14 protein-coding genes are annotated in these 20,609 nt (G+C 69.2%); 8 read left to right on the forward strand and 6 right to left on the reverse strand.

The window, feature by feature from the left end; all coding sequences use genetic code 11:
* Positions 1–77: 77 nt before the first annotated feature.
* Positions 78–1,220, reverse strand: coding sequence for an ROK family protein (locus AB0M83_RS06675; protein ID WP_364513435.1), 1,143 nt, complete (start codon positions 1,218–1,220; stop codon positions 78–80).
* A 58-nt stretch (positions 1,221–1,278) separates the two neighbouring features.
* Between AB0M83_RS06675 and AB0M83_RS06680 the strand changes: the two genes are divergently transcribed.
* The 5 genes from AB0M83_RS06680 (at position 1,279) to AB0M83_RS06700 (ending at position 7,878) form a co-directional block, all read left to right on the forward strand.
* On the forward strand, positions 1,279–2,535 hold the full coding sequence (locus tag AB0M83_RS06680; protein WP_364513438.1) for a trehalase family glycosidase: 1,257 nt from the start codon (positions 1,279–1,281) through the stop codon (positions 2,533–2,535).
* A 162-nt stretch (positions 2,536–2,697) separates the two neighbouring features.
* Positions 2,698–3,855, forward strand: coding sequence for a hypothetical protein (locus tag AB0M83_RS06685; protein WP_364513441.1), 1,158 nt, complete (start codon positions 2,698–2,700; stop codon positions 3,853–3,855).
* 34 nt (positions 3,856–3,889) lie between these two features.
* Entirely contained in the window at positions 3,890–5,533 is a 1,644-nt protein-coding gene (locus AB0M83_RS06690; protein ID WP_364513444.1) for a hypothetical protein, read from the forward strand.
* Positions 5,530–6,624 carry a hypothetical protein gene (locus AB0M83_RS06695; protein ID WP_364513447.1) on the forward strand — a complete coding sequence of 365 codons (1,095 nt, stop codon included), beginning with the start codon at positions 5,530–5,532 and terminating at the stop codon, positions 6,622–6,624. Before AB0M83_RS06690 ends, AB0M83_RS06695 begins: the two co-directional genes overlap by 4 nt.
* Positions 6,625–6,672: 48 nt before the next feature.
* On the forward strand, positions 6,673–7,878 hold the full coding sequence (locus AB0M83_RS06700) for a hypothetical protein (RefSeq protein WP_364513450.1): 1,206 nt from the start codon (positions 6,673–6,675) through the stop codon (positions 7,876–7,878).
* Positions 7,879–7,887: 9 nt separating this feature from the next.
* Here the strand turns inward: AB0M83_RS06700 and AB0M83_RS06705 are convergent, their stop codons facing one another.
* Positions 7,888–9,663: a discoidin domain-containing protein gene (locus AB0M83_RS06705; protein ID WP_364513453.1), complete on the reverse strand. Its 1,776-nt coding sequence runs from the start codon at positions 9,661–9,663 to the stop codon at positions 7,888–7,890.
* Between the two features lie 396 nt (positions 9,664–10,059).
* Here AB0M83_RS06705 and AB0M83_RS06710 point away from each other — a divergent pair, with 396 nt between their 5' ends.
* Positions 10,060–11,238, forward strand: coding sequence for a glycoside hydrolase family 88 protein (locus AB0M83_RS06710; protein ID WP_364513455.1), 1,179 nt, complete (start codon positions 10,060–10,062; stop codon positions 11,236–11,238).
* A gap of 62 nt (positions 11,239–11,300) precedes the next feature.
* Here AB0M83_RS06710 and AB0M83_RS06715 read toward each other — a convergent pair whose 3' ends face one another.
* The 4 genes from AB0M83_RS06715 to AB0M83_RS06730 form a co-directional block, all read right to left on the reverse strand.
* Positions 11,301–12,782, reverse strand: coding sequence for a glycosyl hydrolase family 28 protein (locus AB0M83_RS06715; protein WP_364513458.1), 1,482 nt, complete (start codon positions 12,780–12,782; stop codon positions 11,301–11,303).
* Between the two features lie 302 nt (positions 12,783–13,084).
* Complete coding sequence (locus AB0M83_RS06720) at positions 13,085–13,711, reverse strand: TetR family transcriptional regulator (RefSeq protein WP_364513460.1); 627 nt, start codon at positions 13,709–13,711, stop codon at positions 13,085–13,087.
* Between the two features lie 24 nt (positions 13,712–13,735).
* The gene (locus tag AB0M83_RS06725; RefSeq protein WP_364513462.1) at positions 13,736–15,307 is read right to left on the reverse strand and encodes an alkaline phosphatase D family protein; all 1,572 of its coding nucleotides are present in this window, start codon (positions 15,305–15,307) and stop codon (positions 13,736–13,738) included.
* Positions 15,308–15,341: 34 nt separating this feature from the next.
* Positions 15,342–15,998 carry a hypothetical protein gene (locus AB0M83_RS06730; protein ID WP_364513465.1) on the reverse strand — a complete coding sequence of 219 codons (657 nt, stop codon included), beginning with the start codon at positions 15,996–15,998 and terminating at the stop codon, positions 15,342–15,344.
* Positions 15,999–16,108: 110 nt separating this feature from the next.
* On the opposite strand from AB0M83_RS06730, the gene AB0M83_RS06735 reads away from it, so the two are divergent.
* Together AB0M83_RS06735 and AB0M83_RS06740 are read left to right on the forward strand one after the other, a co-directional pair.
* Complete coding sequence (locus tag AB0M83_RS06735) at positions 16,109–19,042, forward strand: BTAD domain-containing putative transcriptional regulator (protein WP_364513466.1); 2,934 nt, start codon at positions 16,109–16,111, stop codon at positions 19,040–19,042.
* Positions 19,043–19,120: 78 nt separating this feature from the next.
* Positions 19,121–20,341 carry a hypothetical protein gene (locus tag AB0M83_RS06740; protein WP_364513468.1) on the forward strand — a complete coding sequence of 407 codons (1,221 nt, stop codon included), beginning with the start codon at positions 19,121–19,123 and terminating at the stop codon, positions 20,339–20,341.
* The last annotated feature ends 268 nt before the right edge of the window (positions 20,342–20,609 follow it).

The raw sequence follows: 20,609 nt of genomic DNA on the forward strand, positions 1-20,609 counted from the left end.
GACTGGGCGGCCACCACCTACGAAAGTCGGTTGCTCCGTCCACTCGGGACAGTCCGCCGGTGACGGCAGTTCGGCCGTCAAGCGCGCGCTTCGAGCCGCCGGTCCACCGCCGCGGGCGCGAACTCGGCCTCGACGACCATCGCCACCGCCCCGGCGAGCGCTTCGCCGCGGCCGCCGATTTCGACGCGCAGGTTCCGCGTCGATCGGGGTAGTGCGCGGCGGTAGAGCACTTCGCGGACGCCGGCCACGAAATGCGGCTCGGCGAGGTCGCCGGCGATCACCAGCACGCCCGGGTTGACCACGCAGACCAGCGTCGCGAGCACCTCCCCCACCTCGCGGCCGGCCTCCTCGGCGAGCCGCACCGCCGCCGGTTCGCCCGCCAGGATCCGCTCCCGGACGCCCGAACCCGACGTCGTCGGCAGGCCCAGCTCCGTCAGCCGGGCGGCCAGCGCGCCGCCGCCGGCGACCGCCGCCAGGCAGCCGAGCGAGCCGCACAGGCAGCGCGCGTCGGGGTGCCCCGGCAGCCGGACGTGCCCGATGTCGCCCGCGCCGCCGTCGATGCCGCGGTACACCTCGCCGCCGATCACCATCCCGGCGCCGATCCCGGTGGACGCCTTGACCACGACCAGCGCGGCCGTGCTCGGGTACCGGGCGCGGTGCTCGCCCAGCGCCATCAGGTTCGCGTCGTTGTCGACCAGCACCGGGGCGCCGAAGCGGGCCTCGAGGTGGGCGTCGATCGGGTAGCCGTCCCAGCCGGGCATGATCGGCGGCTGCGTGACGCGGCCGCGCCCGGGCTCCACCGGGCCCGGCACGGAAATCCCCACCCCGCACACCGGCCGGTCCACCCCGGCCAGCATCTCCCCGAACCACTCCGCGATCCGGCCGAGCACCGGCTCCGGCCCGTCGGCGACGCGCAAGTCGCCCGCGCGGTGGGCCAGCCGGCGCCCCGCCAGGTCGGTGAGCGCGGCCTCGGCGTGCATCGTGTCGACGCTCGCGGCGAGGACGACGGCGTGCCGCTCGTCGAACCGCAGCTGCCGGGCCGGGCGGCCGCCGGTCGAATCCTCCTGACCACCCTCGGCCAGCAGGCCTGCCACCTGGAGCCGGTCCAGCCGCGCGGTGAGCGTCGTACGAGACAGCCCGCTGCGCGTGAGCAGGGCTTTGCGCGTGGTCGCCTGCCCGGTCCTGACCAGCTGCAACAGCTCGCCGGCACTGGTCGTCATCGCCCTCCCTCGGACTTTTGTCCATTGACAATACACAAGTCGGAGATAGATTGGACACATGGACGTAACATGGGGACGTGCTGCGGCTGTCCTGGACGGCAACTGGCTCGGCTCGTCGACCGTGCCGTCTCGCTCGCTCTACCCGCACCAGTGGAGCTGGGATTCGGCGTTCATCGCCCTCGGCCTGCGGCACCTGTCCCCCGCGCGAGCGCGTCGCGAACTGCTGACGCTGTTCTCCGCGCAGTGGCGCGACGGCCGCGTCCCGCACATCCTCTTCAACCCCGACACCCCGCCCGAGGCGTATTTCCCGGGCCCGGACTTCTGGCGCGCGCGGCGGACGTCCGGGCTGGTCCAGCCGCCGGTGCACGCGCGGGCGGTGCTGGCGGTCCACGAGACCGAGCCCGATCGCACGTTCCTCGCCACGCTGTACCCGAAGCTGCGGGCCTGGCACGAGTACCTGCGGGTGTCACGGGACGCAGGCGGGCGCGGGCTCGCGGCGATCGTGCACCCGTGGGAATCCGGGATGGACAACAGCCCGGCCTGGGACGGCCCGCTCGCCCGCGTCACGCCGTCGGCCGGGTTCGTCCGCCGCGACCTGCAGCACGGTGACGCCGCCGACCGGCCGAGCGACGAGGACTACGGCCGGTACGTCCGGCTCGCCGCGGACTACCGCGACCGGGGCTACCAGGGCTTCGGCGACTTCGTCGTGGAGGATCCCGGCTTCAACGCGATCCTGGCCGACGCCGAACTGGCACTGGCCGAGATCGCCGACGCGCTGGGCCTGCCCGCGGCCGCCGCCACCCACCGCGAGTCCGCGGCGCGCGTCGCGAAGGCGATGCAGGAAACGTCGTGGGACAACGACTTCTTCTTCGCCCGCGACGTCCGGACCGGCTCGCTGACCCGCGCACACACGTGCGCGGGCCTGCTGCCACTGCTGCTGCCGGACCTGGCCGTCGCCCCGGCCCTGCTGGCGACGGCCACCGGGCCGCGGTTCCGGCTCGGGCGCGGGCACGGCGTCCCGAGCCACGACCTGACCGCGCCGGACTTCGACCCGGGCCGCTACTGGCGCGGCCCGTCGTGGGCCAACGTGGGCTGGCTGGTCCGCCAGGGACTGCTGCGCCACGGCGAGCACGCGCTGGCCGACCACTTGCGTGACGACCTCGTCTCGACGGCCGCGCGGACGGACTTCGCGGAGTACGTCGACCCGCTGACCGGCGCCGGGCACGGTGCCCGGTCGTTCGGCTGGACCGCGGCGCTGACCCTGGACCTCCTCGCTCAGCCCGCCGCCGTCGCGCCGAGTCACGTGAATCTTTGACACTTCCACCAAACCGGATTCGACTTGACAGATTCTGGACAATTTGAGTCCATAATCGCCCAGATCAATTAGCATCACTCATCTAGTCGATTGTCTCCAGCTTTGACTCCGGGAAGTATTCAATACTCCGGAACCAGTCGTCGCAGCCGAGGGGGCACGCCGATGTCGGTCGAAGCCAGTTCAAGCGAGTGGCTTCGGGTGCTGCTTCCCGGAACGATCACCACCATGGCCGCCGCCGCACAGGTTTCCCAGCTGAGCGACACCAACTGGCAGACACCCCTGGATCTCGACCTGGCCGATGTCACCCGGGTCGACATGGCCGGGCTGACGACCCTGCTTTCCGTGCTCAACGAACGCAGCGCGACCGGCCACGAAACCCGGATCTCGATGCCTCGGGATCCCGCGGTGACCGAACTGCTCCTGGAATCCGCTTTTCCCTCCGCGGCCGCAATGGTGTCGCGTCCACAGTTCCGATCACTCATTTGGGGCGCCGACGTCCTGCCGATCCAAGACCGGGTACGGCTTTTGCGTCCCTCTCCCAGCCAGCCTTCGAGCACTGCCTACCAGCGGCTCCGCGACGAGCGCTTTTTTGGTTTCGTGACCTACTCGTTCCAAGCCGAGCCGCAGATCGCCTCGGTCGTCGCCACCGAGCGGTCGCGGTGGCGCGGCCCGCTCGTGCTCAGCTTCCTCGACTCCGCGCTCGCGCACGACGGGGCCGAGATCGCCCGCGTCGTGATCCACGAACTGCTGACGAACGCGATCCTGCACCCAGGCGGTGACGTGGTCACGATCAGCTCCTGGGTGACACCCACCGGATCCGGCCGAGCAGAGCTCACCATCTCAGTGTGGGACAACGGCGACTGCATGATCCGGGCACTTCGCACCGGCTTGTCCGCCCAACGGTCCCTGCGCGTCGCGGACGCGGTCGTCGACGACACCTTCGCCGTCGAATCCTCGGGCTGGCAGCCACGTTCGGCGAAGTACGCCGCGAACTGGACGCCCGACGATACGTCGACGGACGAGGAACTTCTGTTGGCTGCGATCTTCCCCGGGATATCTCATCGTCCTGCAGAAGCGACACCCCACCGTCGGGTGTTCCCGCAGGGCTACGGTCTGCACGCGTTGTACCGGTGCGTCGTCGACCTGTTCGGGGGTTCCCTTGAGATCCGCACCGGGCGCCAGCAACTCAATCTGGTCGGCAACCGCCTCCGTCGGCAACGCGGAACCCACCGATACCGGGCTCACCTCGCCCGGCTCACCGGTCGTCCCCTCCACGGGAACCTGCTGACAGTGCGCCTTCCCATGCGCCATGCCCAGTAGCCCGCGAGGTCCCTGGCAAGTCGAAACGGAAGTGGTGCGAGTCGGCACCCTGGTGTCCGAACCGGTCGACGAAAAACGCCGTAAGTTCCACGAGTGGCTGGCGAAGCGGCTGGTCAAAACGGTTACGATGCGCCGAGCCGCACAATTCACACGATACGTCCCGGCCGACGACATCCAGAACTCGGTTCTCCCCTCGACCGAGATCCTCGGCTTCACCACTTCGGAGACGGATCGAGAGCTCAAGATCATAGATTGCTCGGGGAACCGGTACGGAGATCTCGGCGAGAACTTCCTGCAATGGGTCGCATCCTGCGCCACCAAGTTTGCCACGAGAGCAGAGCAGGTCAGCGTGATACTGCTACCCAGCTTCCCCAACACGGAGTTCAGCCCGTTCTGGAATCCCATCATCGACCTCCCAGCGGATTCCGGCACGGTCATCGTGATGAACAAGGCCGGCGACCTGGAACGGCGAGGTGCGCCTCGCCAGTTCGAACCTCCTTCGCGAAAGATCTTCCAAGCCAAATACCGTGAGCTCAACGGGGGCCCCGGGCAGGACTTCGAGGACAAAGTCATCCGCCGCATCGGGCACTTCAACATCAGCGAGCAGTACTGCAGCCACTTCTTCTTCGACGGTTCGCGCGCCGTGGCCGAACTGGCGGACCTGCTCCACGAAAAGATTACCAGCGTCGCCGGCAAAGCCGCCGCGAGGACGACTCTCATCGTCCCGGCGAGGACCGACCCGTGGATGGAACAAGCCGTCACCGCGACCGCCGGCCGACTCACCGTTCCCTGGATCAAATGGCCGATGGACGCAGCGGAGATACCGCGCGCCAACGAGGGGACGAGCTACATGTTCCTCGTAGACTTCATCAACACCGGAGCGACCTACACGACCGTCGCCCAGCAGGCGCGAGAGGCGGGATACCGACTGCACCGGTATTCGGTCGCGGCGTTCATGTCACGGGACTGTCACGTCGAGGCGAACGGCCTCCCAGCGGTGCAAGCCATCAAACAGGTCGCCGCCGAGCGCGTCGCCCGGGACCACTGTGACCAGTGCAAGCTGGCGCTTCCCCACACCGACAAGTACCGCGACGAATTCGCCGAGCTCCGATCGTACGACGCGTGGCACATCCTCACGAGCGTTGGCTGGGACGCCGAAAGCTACGGCCCGCCCGTCCCCAAGCGGCTACGGCACTTCCCGCCGTTCACGGAGATCTTCGACAAGTTCGGCGATTGCCTGGCCTACAAGCTGGAGCTGATCATGCAGGAAGTGGCGCCGGGCGCCGTGATCGTGTGTCCCGAAGAGCCCGCGGTCCAGATGCTGGTCCGCCGGATGCAGCCGTGGGCGGAGGACCGGATGGTCGCCGTGCCCCTTCCCCGCGAGGCGCTGACCAGGGCCGAAGGTGTCAATCCGTCCGGCGTGAAGCGGATCGCCGCCGGTACCGGCTGGGGACGGCAGCTGGATCACCTGTCACAACGGCAAGCCCGGGTGGTAGTGCTGGACGAGATCAACGCGTCGAACGAGACCGCGCAGCAAATGCTTCACATTCTCAAGGCGTTCCACATCCACCCGCGCGCGTATACCCCAGTCTTCAACTTCGTTCCGGCCGAGCAGCTCGACGAGGTGCCGATCCGCGCGCTCTACGAGCTCCCGAGCCCACGGCGGGTGTGGACGTGACGAGCCCGACGTCACCACGCCGGAGCCGCGAACGCCCCGAGGAATCGATGGCGTCGATAGCCCACTTCCTCAATCGGGAGGACGACGTGTTCCGACGCACCTTGATGGTGCGCGACTACGCGAACCGGGCGAAACCTCTGTCGGAGCGAGACAGAGCAGGGTTCGACGTCGCCGTGGTCGAGTCGTTCCTCCCGCCGATGACAGGCAGCCCCGCGCGGCGCAGCCGTCCGGCTCCGGCCGAGCAGGTGCGCGAGGTCGACGTCATGATATTCACCGTGCAACCGATCGAGCTCAAGGCGGCTCGAGCGGCGTTGAAGATCGACGGTCCGCCGGATGTCCTGCCCAGCGGCAGGCCTTTCTACCGCACCCGGATCCCGCTCACCGCAGCCGGGCTCGCCGACCCACCGGGTCACCTGACTGTCGCGGTGACGACGATCGGCCAGCCGTACAGCCTGCACGCCCAGCAAGCCGTCGACGAGATTTCCATCTTCTACCGCGCGAGCGTATGGATCCTCGTCGGAATGGCCGCCGGCCTGGCCGGGCACACTAGGAGGGCCGACGTTTACCTCCCGCGAACAGTCTGGTGGTACGAGCCCGGCCGGTTGACACCCGACCGCTTCGAGCCGCGGCCGGCGGTCGCCAGCCGCGGTCAGATGAACATGCAGCTCACGCGGTTCGACCCCGCGGGCCCTCGGCTGCGTGAACGGCTCGCGACCGCGATTGCCGAGCTGCCGGCCGAGGACCGGCCGCCGGACCTGCCATCGGACTTCCGGCCCCGGATCTCGGTGCTGTCGGACGCGGTCGCCTCCGGCGACAAGCTGCTTGGCGACGGTGAGCGCTTGGTCAAGCTCCACGAGGTCAACCAGCACATTCTCCTCGGTGATCAAGAATCGTACGGCTTCGCTTTCGCCTGCCGAGACATGGATTGGATCATCGCTCGGGGCATCGCCGATTTCGGGAACGCGGAGAAGGATTCTTCCTACCAGTACCTCGCGACCCTCCTGGCGATGCACACCGTCCTGGAGTTCTTGGAGAGCGACTACATCCCACCCAGCTTCGTGATCCCGAGCCGGGCGGCCGACGAGAGCTGATCCAAAGAATGCGAGACACCGCGCGGGATCTGTGGTGTGCTGGGGACCATGAACGCCGATTCGTTCAAGGCCGACGTGACCTACGACGACGTGTACGTTCTGTTCCTCGACGCCGCGGGCTATTCGAGCATCGTCGGTCGCAACCCCCGTGATCGCGCGGCGCACGCGTTCGACCTGATGCGCGAGCGGCTGACCGCCAGGGTCGAGAAGTCAGCACGAGACAGGGGTTGCGCCCGCGCCGAGTTGTGGAGCTGGCGCGGCGACGGCGGCTTCTTCATCCTGCACGACGACAACGAGAGCGTGGCGAGGGATGTCGCCCTCAGCGTGGGGCACGCCATCTTGAACGAGGACGTCCCTCGGCTGAGGGAAGAGCTCGCCGACGCGGAGTTCGCCGGCGAACTCCGGCTCCGGCTCGCCGTGCACAAGGGGCCCGTTCGGCTTCCCAGCGAGCGCCTGGCTTCGATCCACTCGCCGCACATCAACTTCGCGGCACATCTCGAAGAAGCGGTCCCACCGGACCGGCTGGCGGTATCCGGTGCGGTACACCGGGTGGCCGGTCCATTCGCCAACCAGCTCGAATGGGTCGGCGTGTTCGAGGAACAGGACATCTACCTCATGCCGAGCGACGGCGACGCGGAACCCGGCAAGCGAGCTTGGCTGCGCGCCACCGGGCTGTCCGGCGATGTACGCGTCCACGCCTATCCTCGCCGCCCGAGCCAACACGAGAAGGCGCAGCTGGTTCGCGCCGCGACTCGAGAGGTGCTGGACCTCGGTACCACGCTCAACTCGTGCTCAAACCGCCTGACCACGACCGACCGGCCCGCCGTCTACCGGGACGCTGTTCTCGGATTCCTCAGGCGTGGGGGAACGTACCGCTGCGTCCTGCTCGATCCGGCCGGTGAAGCGACCGCGATCTTCTCCCGGCTGCGCGGCGAAGCGCTGGCGCCCAAGACGAAGGAGTCGCTGACGAAGTTCGCGCGGTTCAAGGAGCGTCACGCCCAGGACACCGACCGCTTCGAAGTCCACCAAGCTTCCGAGTTCCCCGGCATGGCCGCCCTGTGCGCCGACCCAGGGCCGCAAGGCTTGATCCTCTACTCTCCCTACTTGCTCGGCATCGGACCCGCCGCGTCAGTACTCGACCGCGCCGACATGCCGCACTACTTCGCGACTCCTGACTCCGGCGACCTGCACCGGACCCTCGACGCCGCCATAGCCCGGGCGACACGGCCGGAGGCACTGGAAAGAGTCTTGTAGTCGCACCGGTCAGGCATCGTCCGCGACCGCGTAGTCCGAGCCCAGCCAGGTCTCGTCGATCCGGAGCCGCTTGTAGCGCGTGCTGTCGCTCGATGCCGCGTACGTGCTTGTCACGCGGAGACGGACGTACCTGGCCGTCACCGCGGTCAGGTCGACGAACTGGACGCCGCGGTGGCTCGGGAGGGTGCCGGACTTCACCGCGCTGCCCCAGTTCTTGCCGTCGCTCGACACGAACACCTGGTACGCCTTGATGCGCGCGGACTGTTCGGTGTCCGACCGGGCGTAGCTGACCGAGTCCTCGCGCTGGTTGATGCCGAGGTACTGGACCTTCTTCGCCGATCCGAGATCGTAGTCGAGGTTGACCGGGAGAGTCTTGTTGCTGTCGAAGTACGTCAGGTAGTCGCCGTCGCTCGCCGTCTGTCCACTGTGGCCGCTCGTGGACGCACTTGCCTTGAGTGTCACCGTTTTTGGGTCGTAGGTGCCGGTGCGGCCGGCCGTCTCGACCTTGAAGACCGTGTCGTAGGTGTCCCAGCCGGACAGTCCTGTCAACGTCAGGCTGCCGCCGCCCTGGGTGAACGCGATCGCCGCCCCGGTGCGGAGGTTCGTGACGCCGCGGACGCGGTAGCCGTTGTCGCGGATCTTCAGGGTGCTGCCCGACGGCTTGGTCAGGACGTGCACGTACTGCGTCGCACCCTTGATGGTGATGACGCCGTGCGCGCCGTCGTTCCAGAAGCCCGGCTGCATGCCGCCGTACATGTACCCGGCTCCTTCCGTGCCACCGAGGGATTCCCAGATCGCGCTCAGGTAAGTGTCGGCGAAGTTGTTGAACGCTTCCTGGTTCGGCGGGAACCTGCCGTTCACCATTGCCGTCTCGGCCATCAGCGACTTGATCGACGAGCCCGAGTTCGTCACCAGACGTCCGATGTTCAGCGCCTTGTTCACCGCCGAGTTCGAGCCGCCGTACCACCACGAACCGGTGTCCGGCAGCTTGAAGCACGCCTCGGTCAGGCGCGGCATCGCCGTGTAGGTCGCCTGCGGGTAGTCGTACGAGGGCGACATGCCGGTCTTCTGCTCGTTGCTGATCGTGTCCATGATCGGGGTGTCTTCGTTGTTGTTGCTCAGCAGGTAGTCCGGCCGCTGCTGGTAGATCTGCCGGTAGAGGTCATGCGACTCCCAGTAGGCGTTGTCGTTGTCGATCCAGAAGCCGCCGAGGTTGGGGTAGTTCTTCATGACCTCGAAGAAGTTGTCGTAGCTGAACTGGCCGAAGCCGTCCTGGCTGTCGAGGTCCACGGTCTTGCCCTTGTACTTGGAGTAGCCGATGGAGTCGAGCCACTCGTGACCGCCCTCGTCGTGCCACTGGGCGTCGTTGGTCATGTAGAGGATGACCTTGAGGCCCTGGGGTTTCGCCGCGGCGATCAGCTCTCCGAGGAAGTCCCGCTGGGTGGTGCAGCTGCCGGGGATCTTCGACGGCCAGGCGCGCGAGTAGCCCAGCCGGCTGTGGAACGACGCCAGCACGAGGTACGACGCGTGCAGCTTCTTGGCCTCGGTGACCCAGTAGGCGGGACTCCACCCGCCGTCGGTGATCGCCTTTTCCCAGGCACCGCAACTGGTGTAGCCGGGCGAGGTGCGCATGCCCCAGTGCAGGAACAGCCCCGCCTGGCTGTCCCGCAGCCACTGCTGGGACGGCTTCTGCAGATCGGCCGACGCCGGCGCGGCGACAAGCCCGGCCACCACCAGCATCGAAGCGCACGCGGCGAGCGCCCGGCGCAGGAACTTGGCTGACATCAGCGACCTCCAAGTGGTCTGGTCCACTCGGTGGTGTACTCCTGGCTTGCGGGCACGGTCAATACTGAGATCCGACCTTTTCGCGAAGTCCCAGCGGCCGGTACATCGCGACAGCGGCCAACCGAGTGGGATATCTGATATATGACACGAGAGATCCGATCTCTCTTGACTCGGCGGTGCGGAGGCGAGTAGAAGTTCTTCTCTGAGAACGCTTTCGCTCTCCCCACCGCTCCGGCGACACGGGCCGCACGCCGCGCCCCCAGAGCCGGCCGGGATGCCGACGGACGGCGGATCGGCATCCCGGCCGCCTTCTTCCGGTGCGGGGCACCGTCCTTCCACGGCGCCCCGCACCGGAACGGCCCGCTCCACCGGGGCCCGTGCACGAAAGGACGTCGAATGTCCGAGCACCCCCTTCGCCCGACCCGGCGCGCGGTCCTGGCCGGCACCTTGGGCGCGCTGGGCGCCCTCGCCGCGGCGGGTCCCGTCGCACGCGCGGCCCTCCCGATCGGCGAGGCGGCGGCACCGCCGGACTGGTCCCGGGCCGTGATCGACTCGACGATGAAGCGCTACTCCCCGGCCACGATCGGCGGCTGGGGCTACACGCTCGGGCTGTACCTCTACGGCCAGTACCTCTTCTACAGGCGCACCGGCGAGCGGAAGTACCTCGACTTCATCGTCGCGTGGTACGACCGTTTCATCACCGACAGCGGGATCTCGAACAGCTTCACCAACCTCGACTCGATGCGCTCGTGCCAGATGCTGCCGCTGCTGTACGCCGAAACGGGCCGCACGAAGTACAAGACGGCGGCCGACCAGCTGCGCAAGCGGTTCCCGGCCTACCCGCGCACGTCCGACGGCGGGATGTTCCACGCGACGAGCAAGGTCGGCCAGCTGTGGGGCGACGGCGTCTACATGGCCCAGCCGTTCCTCGCGCTGTACGGGGCGGCGTTCGACGACGGCGGCTACTGCTTCGAGGAGTCGGCGAAGAACCTCGCCGTCTACTTCGGCCACCTGCGCGAGCCGGCGAAGGGCCTGCTGTACCACGCGTACGACGAGGATGGCTCCGAGTCGTGGGAGTCCGGCACCGGGCACCACTCGAAGTACCACTGGGCGCGCGCGATCGGCTGGTTCGGCATGGCGGCCATCGACCTCCTCGAGGTGCTCCCGGCGAACCACCCGCGCCGGCCGGCGTTGATCGACATGGTCCGGTTCCTGGCCGCGGGCTACGAGCGCTACCAGGACACGTCGACCGGCCGCTGGTACCAGGTCGTCGACCGCGGCGGCGACGCGAAGAACTGGCTGGAGACGTCGGCGTCGTCGATGTACACGTTCACCCTGGCCCGGGGCGTCGAGCGCGGCTACCTGCCGGCGTCGTACCAGGCGGTGGCGGATCGCGGGTACGCCGGCGTCCTGAAGAAGGTGTCGGTGGGCTCGGACGGGCTCACGACCATCAAGGACATTTGCGAGGGAACGAACGTCGGCGACCTGTCGTACTACTACGGCCGGGCCCGCAAGACGAACGACTTCCACGGCCTGGGGGCGTTCCTGATCATGAACGAGCAGTATTCGCACTGACTTCGAGGCGCGCCGCAGAAGGGGCCCCGGCTCACGAGCCGGGGCCCCTTCGTTCGCGAGAGTCAGCAGTTCGAGGTCGAACCTGAGGTGTTCAGCCGCAGAGGCGAGCCTGACGTGGTCGCCGAGTCCTTGACGCAGTAGCCCGTCACCGTCTGGAACCCCACGTCGAACGGGCTCTTCGAGCCCTTCTCCGCCCTGAAGTGGTCGAACGTGATGTCCGAGCTGTTGTTCACGATGCTCGCCGGGCGGCCGTCGTCCTTCGCGAACTCCAGCGAGCTGTCCGTGAACCGGATGCCGGACGCGTAGTGCACGTACCAGCCGTACGACGGCCGCGTGCCGATGCTCTTCGGGTTGTAGTCCGTCGCGTCGTTGCTCGGGACTCCCGTGCCCATCGTCCCGTTGCCGCCCGGGACGTCCAGGTGGACGCCGGTGAACGTGACGTCGGAGACGCGGTGCGTGCTGTCCGCGCCCCAGAGCGTCGGGCTGAAGTTCGTGCCCGTGTGCATACCGGTCACGTTGTCGAACGTGATCCCGCTGATCGAGCCCACGCCCGGCTTGTTCCCGCACCGCTTGCGCGTGCCGATCTTCATCATGATCGGCGAGTACGTGCCGGACATCGTGATGTTGCGGTAATGCACGTCCGAGATCTTCGCGCCGTCCATCGAAACGATGCCGATGCCCGATTTGTGCGCGCCGGTGATCGTGATGTCCGAGAACTGGTAACCGGTGAAGTCACCACACGTCTCGGAACCGAACATCAGCGCGTTGCAGCAGACCGCCGACAGTTTCGCGCCGGTCACCGTGACGTTCCCGTTCGGCAGTTTCGCGCCGAGCGCGTAGTCGCTCTTGAACACGAGCGCGTCGTCGTTCGCCGCGATGGTCGCGTTCGTGATCGTGACGTTCGTCGTGCTGATGATGTTCCAGCCGTCGCGGTCGCTCGCCGTGTCGATCGTCAGCTTGTCCGAGACGACGTTCTTGCAGCCGTTGATCAGCGCCGCGAAGTGGCCGCCGCGGCGCAGCTTGATCCCGGACAGCGTGAGCCCGTCACAGCGGGTGAGCGAGAGGATCTTGTCGGCCTCGCCGGACTTCGGGTTGCCGGTGATGAGGTTGCCGCCGCCGTCGATCGTGCCGGCGCCGGTGAAACCGATGTTCGTCAGCTTGTCCCCGAAGAACATCGCGTTGTGGAAGTGGCTGTGGCCGTAGTCCTGGTAGTCGTCCCACTGGTTCGGCTCGGGTTTGTCGTAACTGTCCGCGCTCGACCCGGTGATCGTCGCGCCCGCGTCGAGCTGGATCGTCACGTTGCTCTTCAGGTGGACGGTGGTGGCCGACTTGTAGTTCCCCGAGGTGAAACGGACGGTGCCGCCGCCCGCCGCGTTGGCGGCGGCGATCGCCTTGTCGATGGCGCCGGAATCGTCGGCCGATCCGTTTCCCTTGGCGCCGTAGTCCTTGACGTCGTAAACGCCGCCGGGCGCGGAGGTGGCGACGCCGGAACCGGCCACCACCAGTCCCACGACCGCGCAGGAGATCAGCAGGAATCTTTTCACCGTGAACCGCCTTCGTCATGAATCGAGAAATGCTCGGCATGACGGCGGAACACTCAGCCTACGAGTCCCGCGAACGGGGTGTCAAGATCGCCGGAAAAGCCGGAAGGCACCGTAACCCGGGGGACCCGCGCCACCCCCAGTGGGACGCGGGTCCCCCCGGCGTTCGTGTGGACGGAAAGCGGTGGGGACACCGGGCGGACACCGGTGTCCTTTCGGGATTTTCGCAGTCTACCTTCGAGGAGCCCGCCGAAAACGTGCGTTCGTCATGGTCCGGACCATGAATCCGGCATGATCCGGGCGGCTCAAGCGAACCCTACGCCGGACGTCAGCAGGTGGAACGCCCGTTCGGCCGCCGCGACGGCCTCCGGGTGCCGCCGGGCCGCGGTGACGCCGGCCGCGACCGCGTCCATGTTCGCCGTGGCCAGCGTCCGGCGGACGGCCGCGATCTGCGCGGCGGCCAGCCCGGCGTCGAGGGCCGGGACACCGGCCTCGGCGAGCGCCTCGGCCAGCGCCGCCTCCCCCGCGGACGTGAACTCCGCCAGCCGCGCCACCAGCGCCGGCGTGCCGGTGACCAGCCGGAACACCTCGAGCACCGCGGGCTCGTCGCACAGGCCCGTCACCGGCGACCGCTCTTCGAGCCCCCGCAGGAACGCCTCCCGCAGCGCCGACAGGGCGCCCTGCCCGGGCCGCCGGGCGCGGACGACATCCGCCGCGTCCGTCTCGTGGTCGGCGAACCGGTGCAGCACCAGGTCCTCCTTCGTCGGGAAGTAGGCGAAGAGGGTCCGCTTGGACACCTCGGCCACCCGCGCCACCTCGGCGACCCCGACGGCGTCGAACCCGCGCTCGGTGAAGAGCCCGATGGCCGCCGTCGAGATCGCCGCTCGCGTGCGGAGCTTCTTGCGCTCCCGCAGGCCCAGTTCTTCGGTCACGTCACTCAGCGTAGCGCCCCGGTGTCAGGCCTTCTGCAGGCCAGGCCGTCCTGCTTGCACTACGTAGCTGACATCGTTCTTGATCACGACCTTCGCCGGGTCGTAGACGCTCGTGTCGGAGGTGGTCATGAAGTCCGCCCGCATCTGCGCCGGCGTGGTCGTGACGCGGACGTAGCCGCGCTCGCCCTTGCAGTACTTGACGTGCGGGTTGTTCGCCAGCCAGGCCGCGCTCGGCGGGCTCGCGGTGTCGCTGTTGCTCGTCACCGACGTCGTGACCAGCTCCGAGCCGATGAGCGGGTCGCTGTGGTCGAAGTAGTCGAGCCGCAGATCGGCGGCCCAGTGCCGGTGGACGTCGCCGGTGAGCACGACCGGGTTGGCGACCTTCCGGTCGACCCAGCCCTGCTGGATCCGGTTCCGGGAGGCCTCGTAGCCCTGCCAGGAGTCGGGGCTTTCGCAGGTGGCCTTGTTGCCGTCGCCGTCCCGCGTGGCGAAGAAGACCTGCTGGCCGAGGAAGTCCCAGGTGGCCGGGTGCGACTCGAATTGCTTGAGCAGCCAGGCTTCCTCCGTGCTGCCGAGGATGCTGCGCGACGTGCTGCGCATGTCCGTGCAGGACGGGCCGGCGTCGCCGGACGGGTCGGCGACCTGGGCGTTGCGGTACTGGCGCGTGTCGAGCATGTGGAACCGGGCCAGGTTGCCCCAGACGAACTGCCGGTACAGCTGGATCGACGAGCCGTTCGGCTTCGCGGTCGAGCGGATCGGGGTGTGCTCGTAGAACGCCTGGAACCCGGCGGCCTTGCGCGTGGCGGGCGCGGGCGAGGTGGTGCCGTTCCAGTTGTTCATCACCTCGTGGTCGTCGAAGACGACGATCCACGGCGCGATCGCGTGCGCGGCCTGCAGGTCGGCGTCGGTCTTGTGCTGGCCGTGGCGGGCGCGGTAGAGCGCGAGGGTGGTCGCGTCGTCGGCGACGGCGAGACTGCGCGGGTTGCGCTCCGCCGCGGCGCGGCCCGACTTCTTCTCGTAGATGTAGTCGCCGAGGAACAGCACCAGGTCCGGGTCGTCGGCCACGACGCCCTTGTACGCGTGGTAGTAGCCCTCCTCCCAGTGCTGGCAGGAGGTGAAGCAGTACTTGAGCTGGTTGACGGTGGCCCCGGCGGCGGGCGCGGTGCGCGTGCGGCCGACCGGCGAGATGTAGCCGGAGCTCTTGAAGCGGTAGAAGTACTCGCGCGCCGGCTGCAGGCCCACCGGTTCGATGTGGACGCTGTGCGCGGACGCGCGGACCGCGTCGACCGAGCCGCTCTGCACGACCGAGCTGAACGCCTCGTCGTTCGCGATCTCCCACTCGACCGCGTAGGTGGCGTCCGGCATGCCGCCGTAGCCGTCGGCGTTGAGCGGCGCCGGCGCGAGTCTCGTCCAGAGCACCACGCTGTCGGGAAGCGGATCGCCGGAGGCGACGCCGAGCTGGAAGGGGTCGTGGACGGCGGGGGCGGCCGCCGTGGTGCGGGCGTTCGCCCAGGACGGCAGCGCCGCCGACGCCGCGGTGGCGGTGACCGCGGCGAGCCCGCCGAGCAGGACCTTGCGCCGGTTGACCTGAACCATGTCGGAAATGCCTTTCGGGGAAGGGGAGCCGCGGTCAGGCCGCGAAGTCGGTGATGCCGTCGGAGCAGGACTTCAGGTCCGGTTTGGCGGTCGTGTAGTTCGCGACGCAGACCTTGTAGAACACCCAGCCGCCGTGCGGGACCGTGACGGCCTTGTCGACCTTCGTGCCCTCGCCGGTGGAGTTCCAGACGTAGAACGGCCCGGCGCCGCCCTTGAGCCAGTACGCGACGACGGCGGAGTAACCGTCGGCGTCGGTGTCGTAGACCAGGAAGTGCGAGTCGGACGAGCGGTACTGCCCTTCGCCCGCGCAGGCGTCGGCGCACTGGCCGCTGCCCGAGCCGACGCCGCAGTCGGGCGCGATCCGCTGGTCCGAACCGGTGTAGACGTAGGTGTCGGAGATGTACCCGCCGAGCGCGGGCACGTAGTCCCACAACGTGCTCGTGCCGTAGGTCCCGGTCACCGAGGAACCGGTGATCTGGCAGTCGATGGTGACCGACGCGCCGTTCGCGACGGTCTTGACGGCCGTGGCTCCCGCGGTGGGTGCCCGGCGGACGTTGAGCGGGTCGCCGGCGGTCTTGACGGTGCCGGTCGCCGCGGCGGACGCCTCGATCGCGCCGCCCACCGCCAGCGCGCCGACCGCCGCCAGGACGATCACTGATCCGGCCATCCGCCGGAGGTTCGAACGCTTCATGGCGGGAGCGTGACCCCGGCTCGTACACGACGCGTACAAAGCGCCCCGGCGTGCGCAGACACTCCGAATGGATCTAGCCCGCGAGGTCGGACCGGCCATAGCATCCGGCTATGGGGGAACTCATCGGGCAGGTTGAGGCCACCTCGCTTACCATCCGCGTCCTCGGTCCGCTGGAGGTCACCGCTTCCGGGCGGGTGATCCCGCTCGGCGGGCCGAAGCCCCGGCTGCTGCTGGCCGCGCTGGCGCTGCAGCCGAACGTCGTCGTGTCCGCCGACGTGCTGGTCGAGGTGCTGTGGCCCGAATCGGCGCCGCGCTCGGCCGCGGCGAACATCCGCACGTACGTCCATTCGCTGCGAAGACGCTTCGCCGAGATCGACCCCGGCCTCGGCGACCGGATCAGCAGCCGGGCCTCCGGCTACCTGCTGACCGCGGCGCCGGAAGAACTGGACCACCTCGCGTTCACGGCCTTGGCCGGTGAGGCGCGCGAAGCGTTCGATCGAGGCGACGCCGAAAGCGCTCTCAAGCTGCTCGATCGCGCCGAAGCGCTGTGGCGCGGCGAAGTCCTCGAAGGACTCCCGCACGACCACAGCTGGGGCGCGAGCGTCGCCCGGCTCGCCGAACTCCGCCTGTCGGTGCAGGAACAGCGCCTGCGGGCGCGGATCGACCTCGGCCGCGGCGGCGAGGCCGTCGCCGAACTCCGCGGCCTGGTCACCGAACACCCGCTGCGCGAAGAGCTGTGGGCACAGCTGATCGTCGCGTTGCGCGCCGCCGGCCGGACCGCGGACGCCGTCGAGGCGTACGAATCGGCCGAGCGGGTGCTGCGCGAGGAGCTCGGCGCCGAACCGGGCGCCCGGCTGCGGGAGCTGCGCGCGACGCTCGTGACCGAAAGCGTGCCCGCCGGGCGGCCGGCGGAGTTCGTCCCGGTCTGCCAGCTGCCGCTCGACCTGCCGGACTTCACCGGCCGCGACGACGTCATCCGCGAGGTCGTCGGGCTGATGCGCGAGCGCGCGGATTCGGGCACGCCCGCGGTGGTCGTGCTCTCCGGCGCCCCCGGCGTCGGGAAGTCGGCGGTCGCGATCCGGGTCGCGCACGCCGTGCGCGACGGCTTCCCCGACGGCCAGCTGCACGTCGACCTGGCCGGCACGTCGTCGTCGCCGCGGGCGCCGATGGGCGTGCTCGCGGAACTGCTGCGGGCACTGGGCATCCCGGACGCCGGCCTGCCGCGGGAACCGGCCGAACGCTCGGCGCTGCTGCGCTCGCGGCTGGCCGGGCGCCGGATGTGCATCGTGCTCGACGACGCCGGCAGCGCCGCCCAGGTCCGGCCGCTGCTGCCCGGGGCGGGCGCGTGCGCGGTGCTGGTGACCAGCCGGCTGCGGCTGCCCGGGCTCCCCGGGGCGACGCCGGTCGACGTCGATCTCCTGCCCGAAGCCGATGCCGCGCGGCTGCTGCAGGGCATCGTCGGCGCCGAACGGGTGGCCGCCGAACCGGAGAGCGCCGCGGCGATCCTGCGTCAGTGCGGGCACCTGCCGCTGGCGATCCGGGTGGCCGGCGCGAAGCTGACGAACCGGCCGGGCTGGACCCTGCGGCTGCTGGCCGACCGGCTGCGCGACGAGCGCCGGCGGCTCGACGAGCTGCGCGTCGGCGACCTCGCCGTCCGCGCGAGCGTGACCCTGTCCTACGACCTGCTGCCGATGTCGGCGGCCACGGCGTTCCGCGGGCTCGGGCTGCTCGGGCCGGTCCAGTTCCCGGCGTGGGCGGTCGCGGCCGTGCTGGGCCGCCGTGAGGCGGAGGACGTCCTCGACGTGCTGGTCGACGGCCACCTCGTCGAGCTCGTCGGGTCCGATTCGGCCGGGCAGCCGCGCTACCGGCTTCACGACCTCTTGCGCGTGTACGCGGTGGAACTGGCGGAGCAGAGTGACGCGGCGAAGACGCGTGCGGCGCTTCGGCGTGTCCTCGAGGGATACCTGGCGCTCGCGTTGGAAGCCGCGCGCCGGATGCCCCTGCACTTCTTCGGCATGTACTGCGACGAGGAGCTGCCGCGGCCGGCGGTGCCCGCGCACGTGCTGCCGGACGACCCCGCGGTGTGGTTCGCCGCCGAGCGGCACACGAGCGTCGCGGCGGTTTCACTGGCCGCCGAGCACGGCTTCGACGACCTGGCCTGGCAGCTGGCGTCGGCGTTGACGCCGTACTTCGACCTGCGCGGGCACCAGGACGACTGGCACAGCACGCACACGATCGCCCTGGCGGCGGCCCGCCGGACGGGTTCGCTGCGCGCCGAGGCGATCGTGCAGCGCAACCTCGGCCAGTACCTGCTCTACCAGGACGAATACGCCGGTTCGCGGGTGGCGTTCGCCGAGTCGAAGGCGCTGTTCGAGCGGGTCGGCGACGCGCAGGGCGTGGCGATCGCGCTGACCGGCCTGGCCACGATCCTGCGCATCAACGGTGAGGACGGCCTCGCGCTCGACCACTGTCACGAGGCGCTGAAGCTGTTCGCGGAGGAAGGCGACCCGAACGGCGAAGCGGTGGCTCGTCTCGGCGCGGGGGCGGTCTGGATGTCGCGCGGCTGCTACGCGGCGGCGAAGCGCTGGTTCACCGACGCGCTGGAGCTGTCGGCGGCGATCGGCGACCGCCACCGCGAGGCGCACGCGTACAAGCGGCTGGGGTTGCTGTTCCAGCACCAGGGCAACCTGGCCGCGGCCCGCGAGCACGTCGACCAGGCGATCGCGATCTTCACCGAGCTGGGCGACGACCACTGCGTCGGGTACGCGAACCAGAACCTCGGCGAGCTGTGCCTGCACAGCGGGGACTTCGCGCACGCTCAGCTGCTGTTGGTGAACTCGCTTTCGGTGCACCGCCGGAACGGTGACCGGCGGTCGGAAGCGGAGGTGTCGCAGCTGCTCGGTGAGCTGCACCGGGCGTTGTCGCAGCCGGAACGGTCCCGGGACTACTCGGAGCGCGCGCTGGCGATCTGGCGCGAGCTTTCGTCACGGCCGCCGGAGCCCGTGACCTCGGTGGAGGAGCCGCCGCACATCGTTTCGGCCTGATGCTTGTACGGATCATGTACGCCGCCCCGCCAGTCTTTCGCCACGTTCGAGTGAACGAGTGCGAGAGGAGAACCGGGGATGATCCGGATCAAGAAAGCCGGCCGCGTGACCGCGGCGGTTCTGGCCGCCGGGGCGGTGACGGCGCTGGCCGGAGCCCCCGCCGAGGCCGCCACCGACACCGGCGCGAACTGGACCGCCGATCTGTCCATTGTGGACACCGATGACGTCAACGTCGCCGCCGCCGGCGGAACGCTGACGTTGGCCGACGCCGCGTGGCACAGAACCACGCGGGTGGTGGCCGGCAGCGAAGGCAGCCTCATCACCGCCGAGCACGCGCTGGCCACGCCGGCCAAGCGCGTCAGCGCGGACCTGACCGCCGACGCGCCGAAGGGCACCAGCGTCGAGGTCGACGTCCGCGGCCGGACCGGCGCGGACGACTGGACCGAGTGGACGCCCGCGGGTACCACGTTCAAGACGACGGTCAGTTCCGTGCAGGTGCGCGTCAGCCTGCACAGCACCACCGACGGCGTCCGCCCGTCGGTCCGCGGCGTCGCGCTCAGCGCGGACAGCGCTCCGCAGGTCAACGCGCTGGCCGCGACGACGCCGCTGACCTACAAGGTCTACGGCACCCGCGAAGGGCTCGTCGGCGGCACCACCGCCAACGGCCACAAGATCGTCAGCCACGACCACTTCGTCTCGTTCCCGTCGGGCAAGTCCGTGTCCCCCAAGGGCACCGGCAACTACACCGCGAAGGTGTGCCGCACCGACGGCAGCAAGTGCGAGTACGCGCCGGTGTGGGAGATCGGCCCGTGGAACGAGCGCGACGACTACTGGAACCCGGCGTCGGTCCGGTCGGAGTTCAAGGACCTGCCGCAGGGCACGCCCGAAGCGCAGGCCGCGTACCTGCAGGGCTACAACGGCAAGAAGGACGACTCCGGCCGCACGGTCCAGAACCCGGCGGGCATCGACCTCGCCGACGGCGTGTTCTGGGACGGCCTCGGCATGTCGGACAACGGCTACGTGAACGTCACGTACCTGTGGACCGGCACCGGCCCGACGGGCACGGTGAAGACCGCGGGCGACCCGATGAACGTCCGGGCGAGCGCGAGCACCTCGGCCGCGATCAAGGGCATCGCGGCGAACTACGCCAAGGTGAACATCGAGTGCTACGTCCTGGGCGACAGCGTCACCGGCACGTTCGGCACCAGCACGATCTGGGACCGGATCGGCCCGGGCAACTACGTGTCGGACACGTACCTGCAGACGGGTTCCGACCAACCGGTCGCGCCCCTGTGCTGACCAGCGGCTCGAGTGAGCCCCGAGGTTCGCGTGGTTGACTGCCCTCACCCCCGCGAAAAAAGCGAAGGCCCGGCGTCCCCCGCCGGGCCTTCGCCCTTTCCCGCGCCCGACCTGGATCCACCGACAGGCGTGGGCTGAAGGGCCCCTTCAGTTCGCCGTCCCCCGACAGGTGACTCACCCGGCCCGGTACTCCAGACCTCCGCTGGGGCCCAGGGTCGTGAGTGTTCAGTCGGGTTCTAACCCGACTGAACACTCACGACCAGCCGCG

Origin of the sequence: Amycolatopsis sp. NPDC051106 (assembly GCF_040682775.1) — a bacterium.
Classification (GTDB): domain Bacteria; phylum Actinomycetota; class Actinomycetes; order Mycobacteriales; family Pseudonocardiaceae; genus Amycolatopsis.

Excerpts from the sequence above, each read along its gene's own strand:
- AB0M83_RS06675 (WP_364513435.1), bottom strand. The coding sequence starts at position 1,220 with ATGACGACCAGTGCCGGCGAGCTGTTGCAGCTGGTCAGGACCGGGCAG.
- AB0M83_RS06680 (WP_364513438.1), top strand. The coding sequence starts at position 1,279 with ATGGACGTAACATGGGGACGTGCTGCGGCTGTCCTGGACGGCAACTGG.
- AB0M83_RS06685 (WP_364513441.1), top strand. The coding sequence starts at position 2,698 with ATGTCGGTCGAAGCCAGTTCAAGCGAGTGGCTTCGGGTGCTGCTTCCC.
- AB0M83_RS06700 (WP_364513450.1), top strand. The coding sequence starts at position 6,673 with ATGAACGCCGATTCGTTCAAGGCCGACGTGACCTACGACGACGTGTAC.
- AB0M83_RS06705 (WP_364513453.1), bottom strand. The coding sequence starts at position 9,663 with ATGTCAGCCAAGTTCCTGCGCCGGGCGCTCGCCGCGTGCGCTTCGATG.
- AB0M83_RS06710 (WP_364513455.1), top strand. The coding sequence starts at position 10,060 with ATGTCCGAGCACCCCCTTCGCCCGACCCGGCGCGCGGTCCTGGCCGGC.
- AB0M83_RS06725 (WP_364513462.1), bottom strand. The coding sequence starts at position 15,307 with ATGGTTCAGGTCAACCGGCGCAAGGTCCTGCTCGGCGGGCTCGCCGCG.
- AB0M83_RS06730 (WP_364513465.1), bottom strand. The coding sequence starts at position 15,998 with ATGAAGCGTTCGAACCTCCGGCGGATGGCCGGATCAGTGATCGTCCTG.
- AB0M83_RS06735 (WP_364513466.1), top strand. The coding sequence starts at position 16,109 with ATGGGGGAACTCATCGGGCAGGTTGAGGCCACCTCGCTTACCATCCGC.
- AB0M83_RS06740 (WP_364513468.1), top strand. The coding sequence starts at position 19,121 with ATGATCCGGATCAAGAAAGCCGGCCGCGTGACCGCGGCGGTTCTGGCC.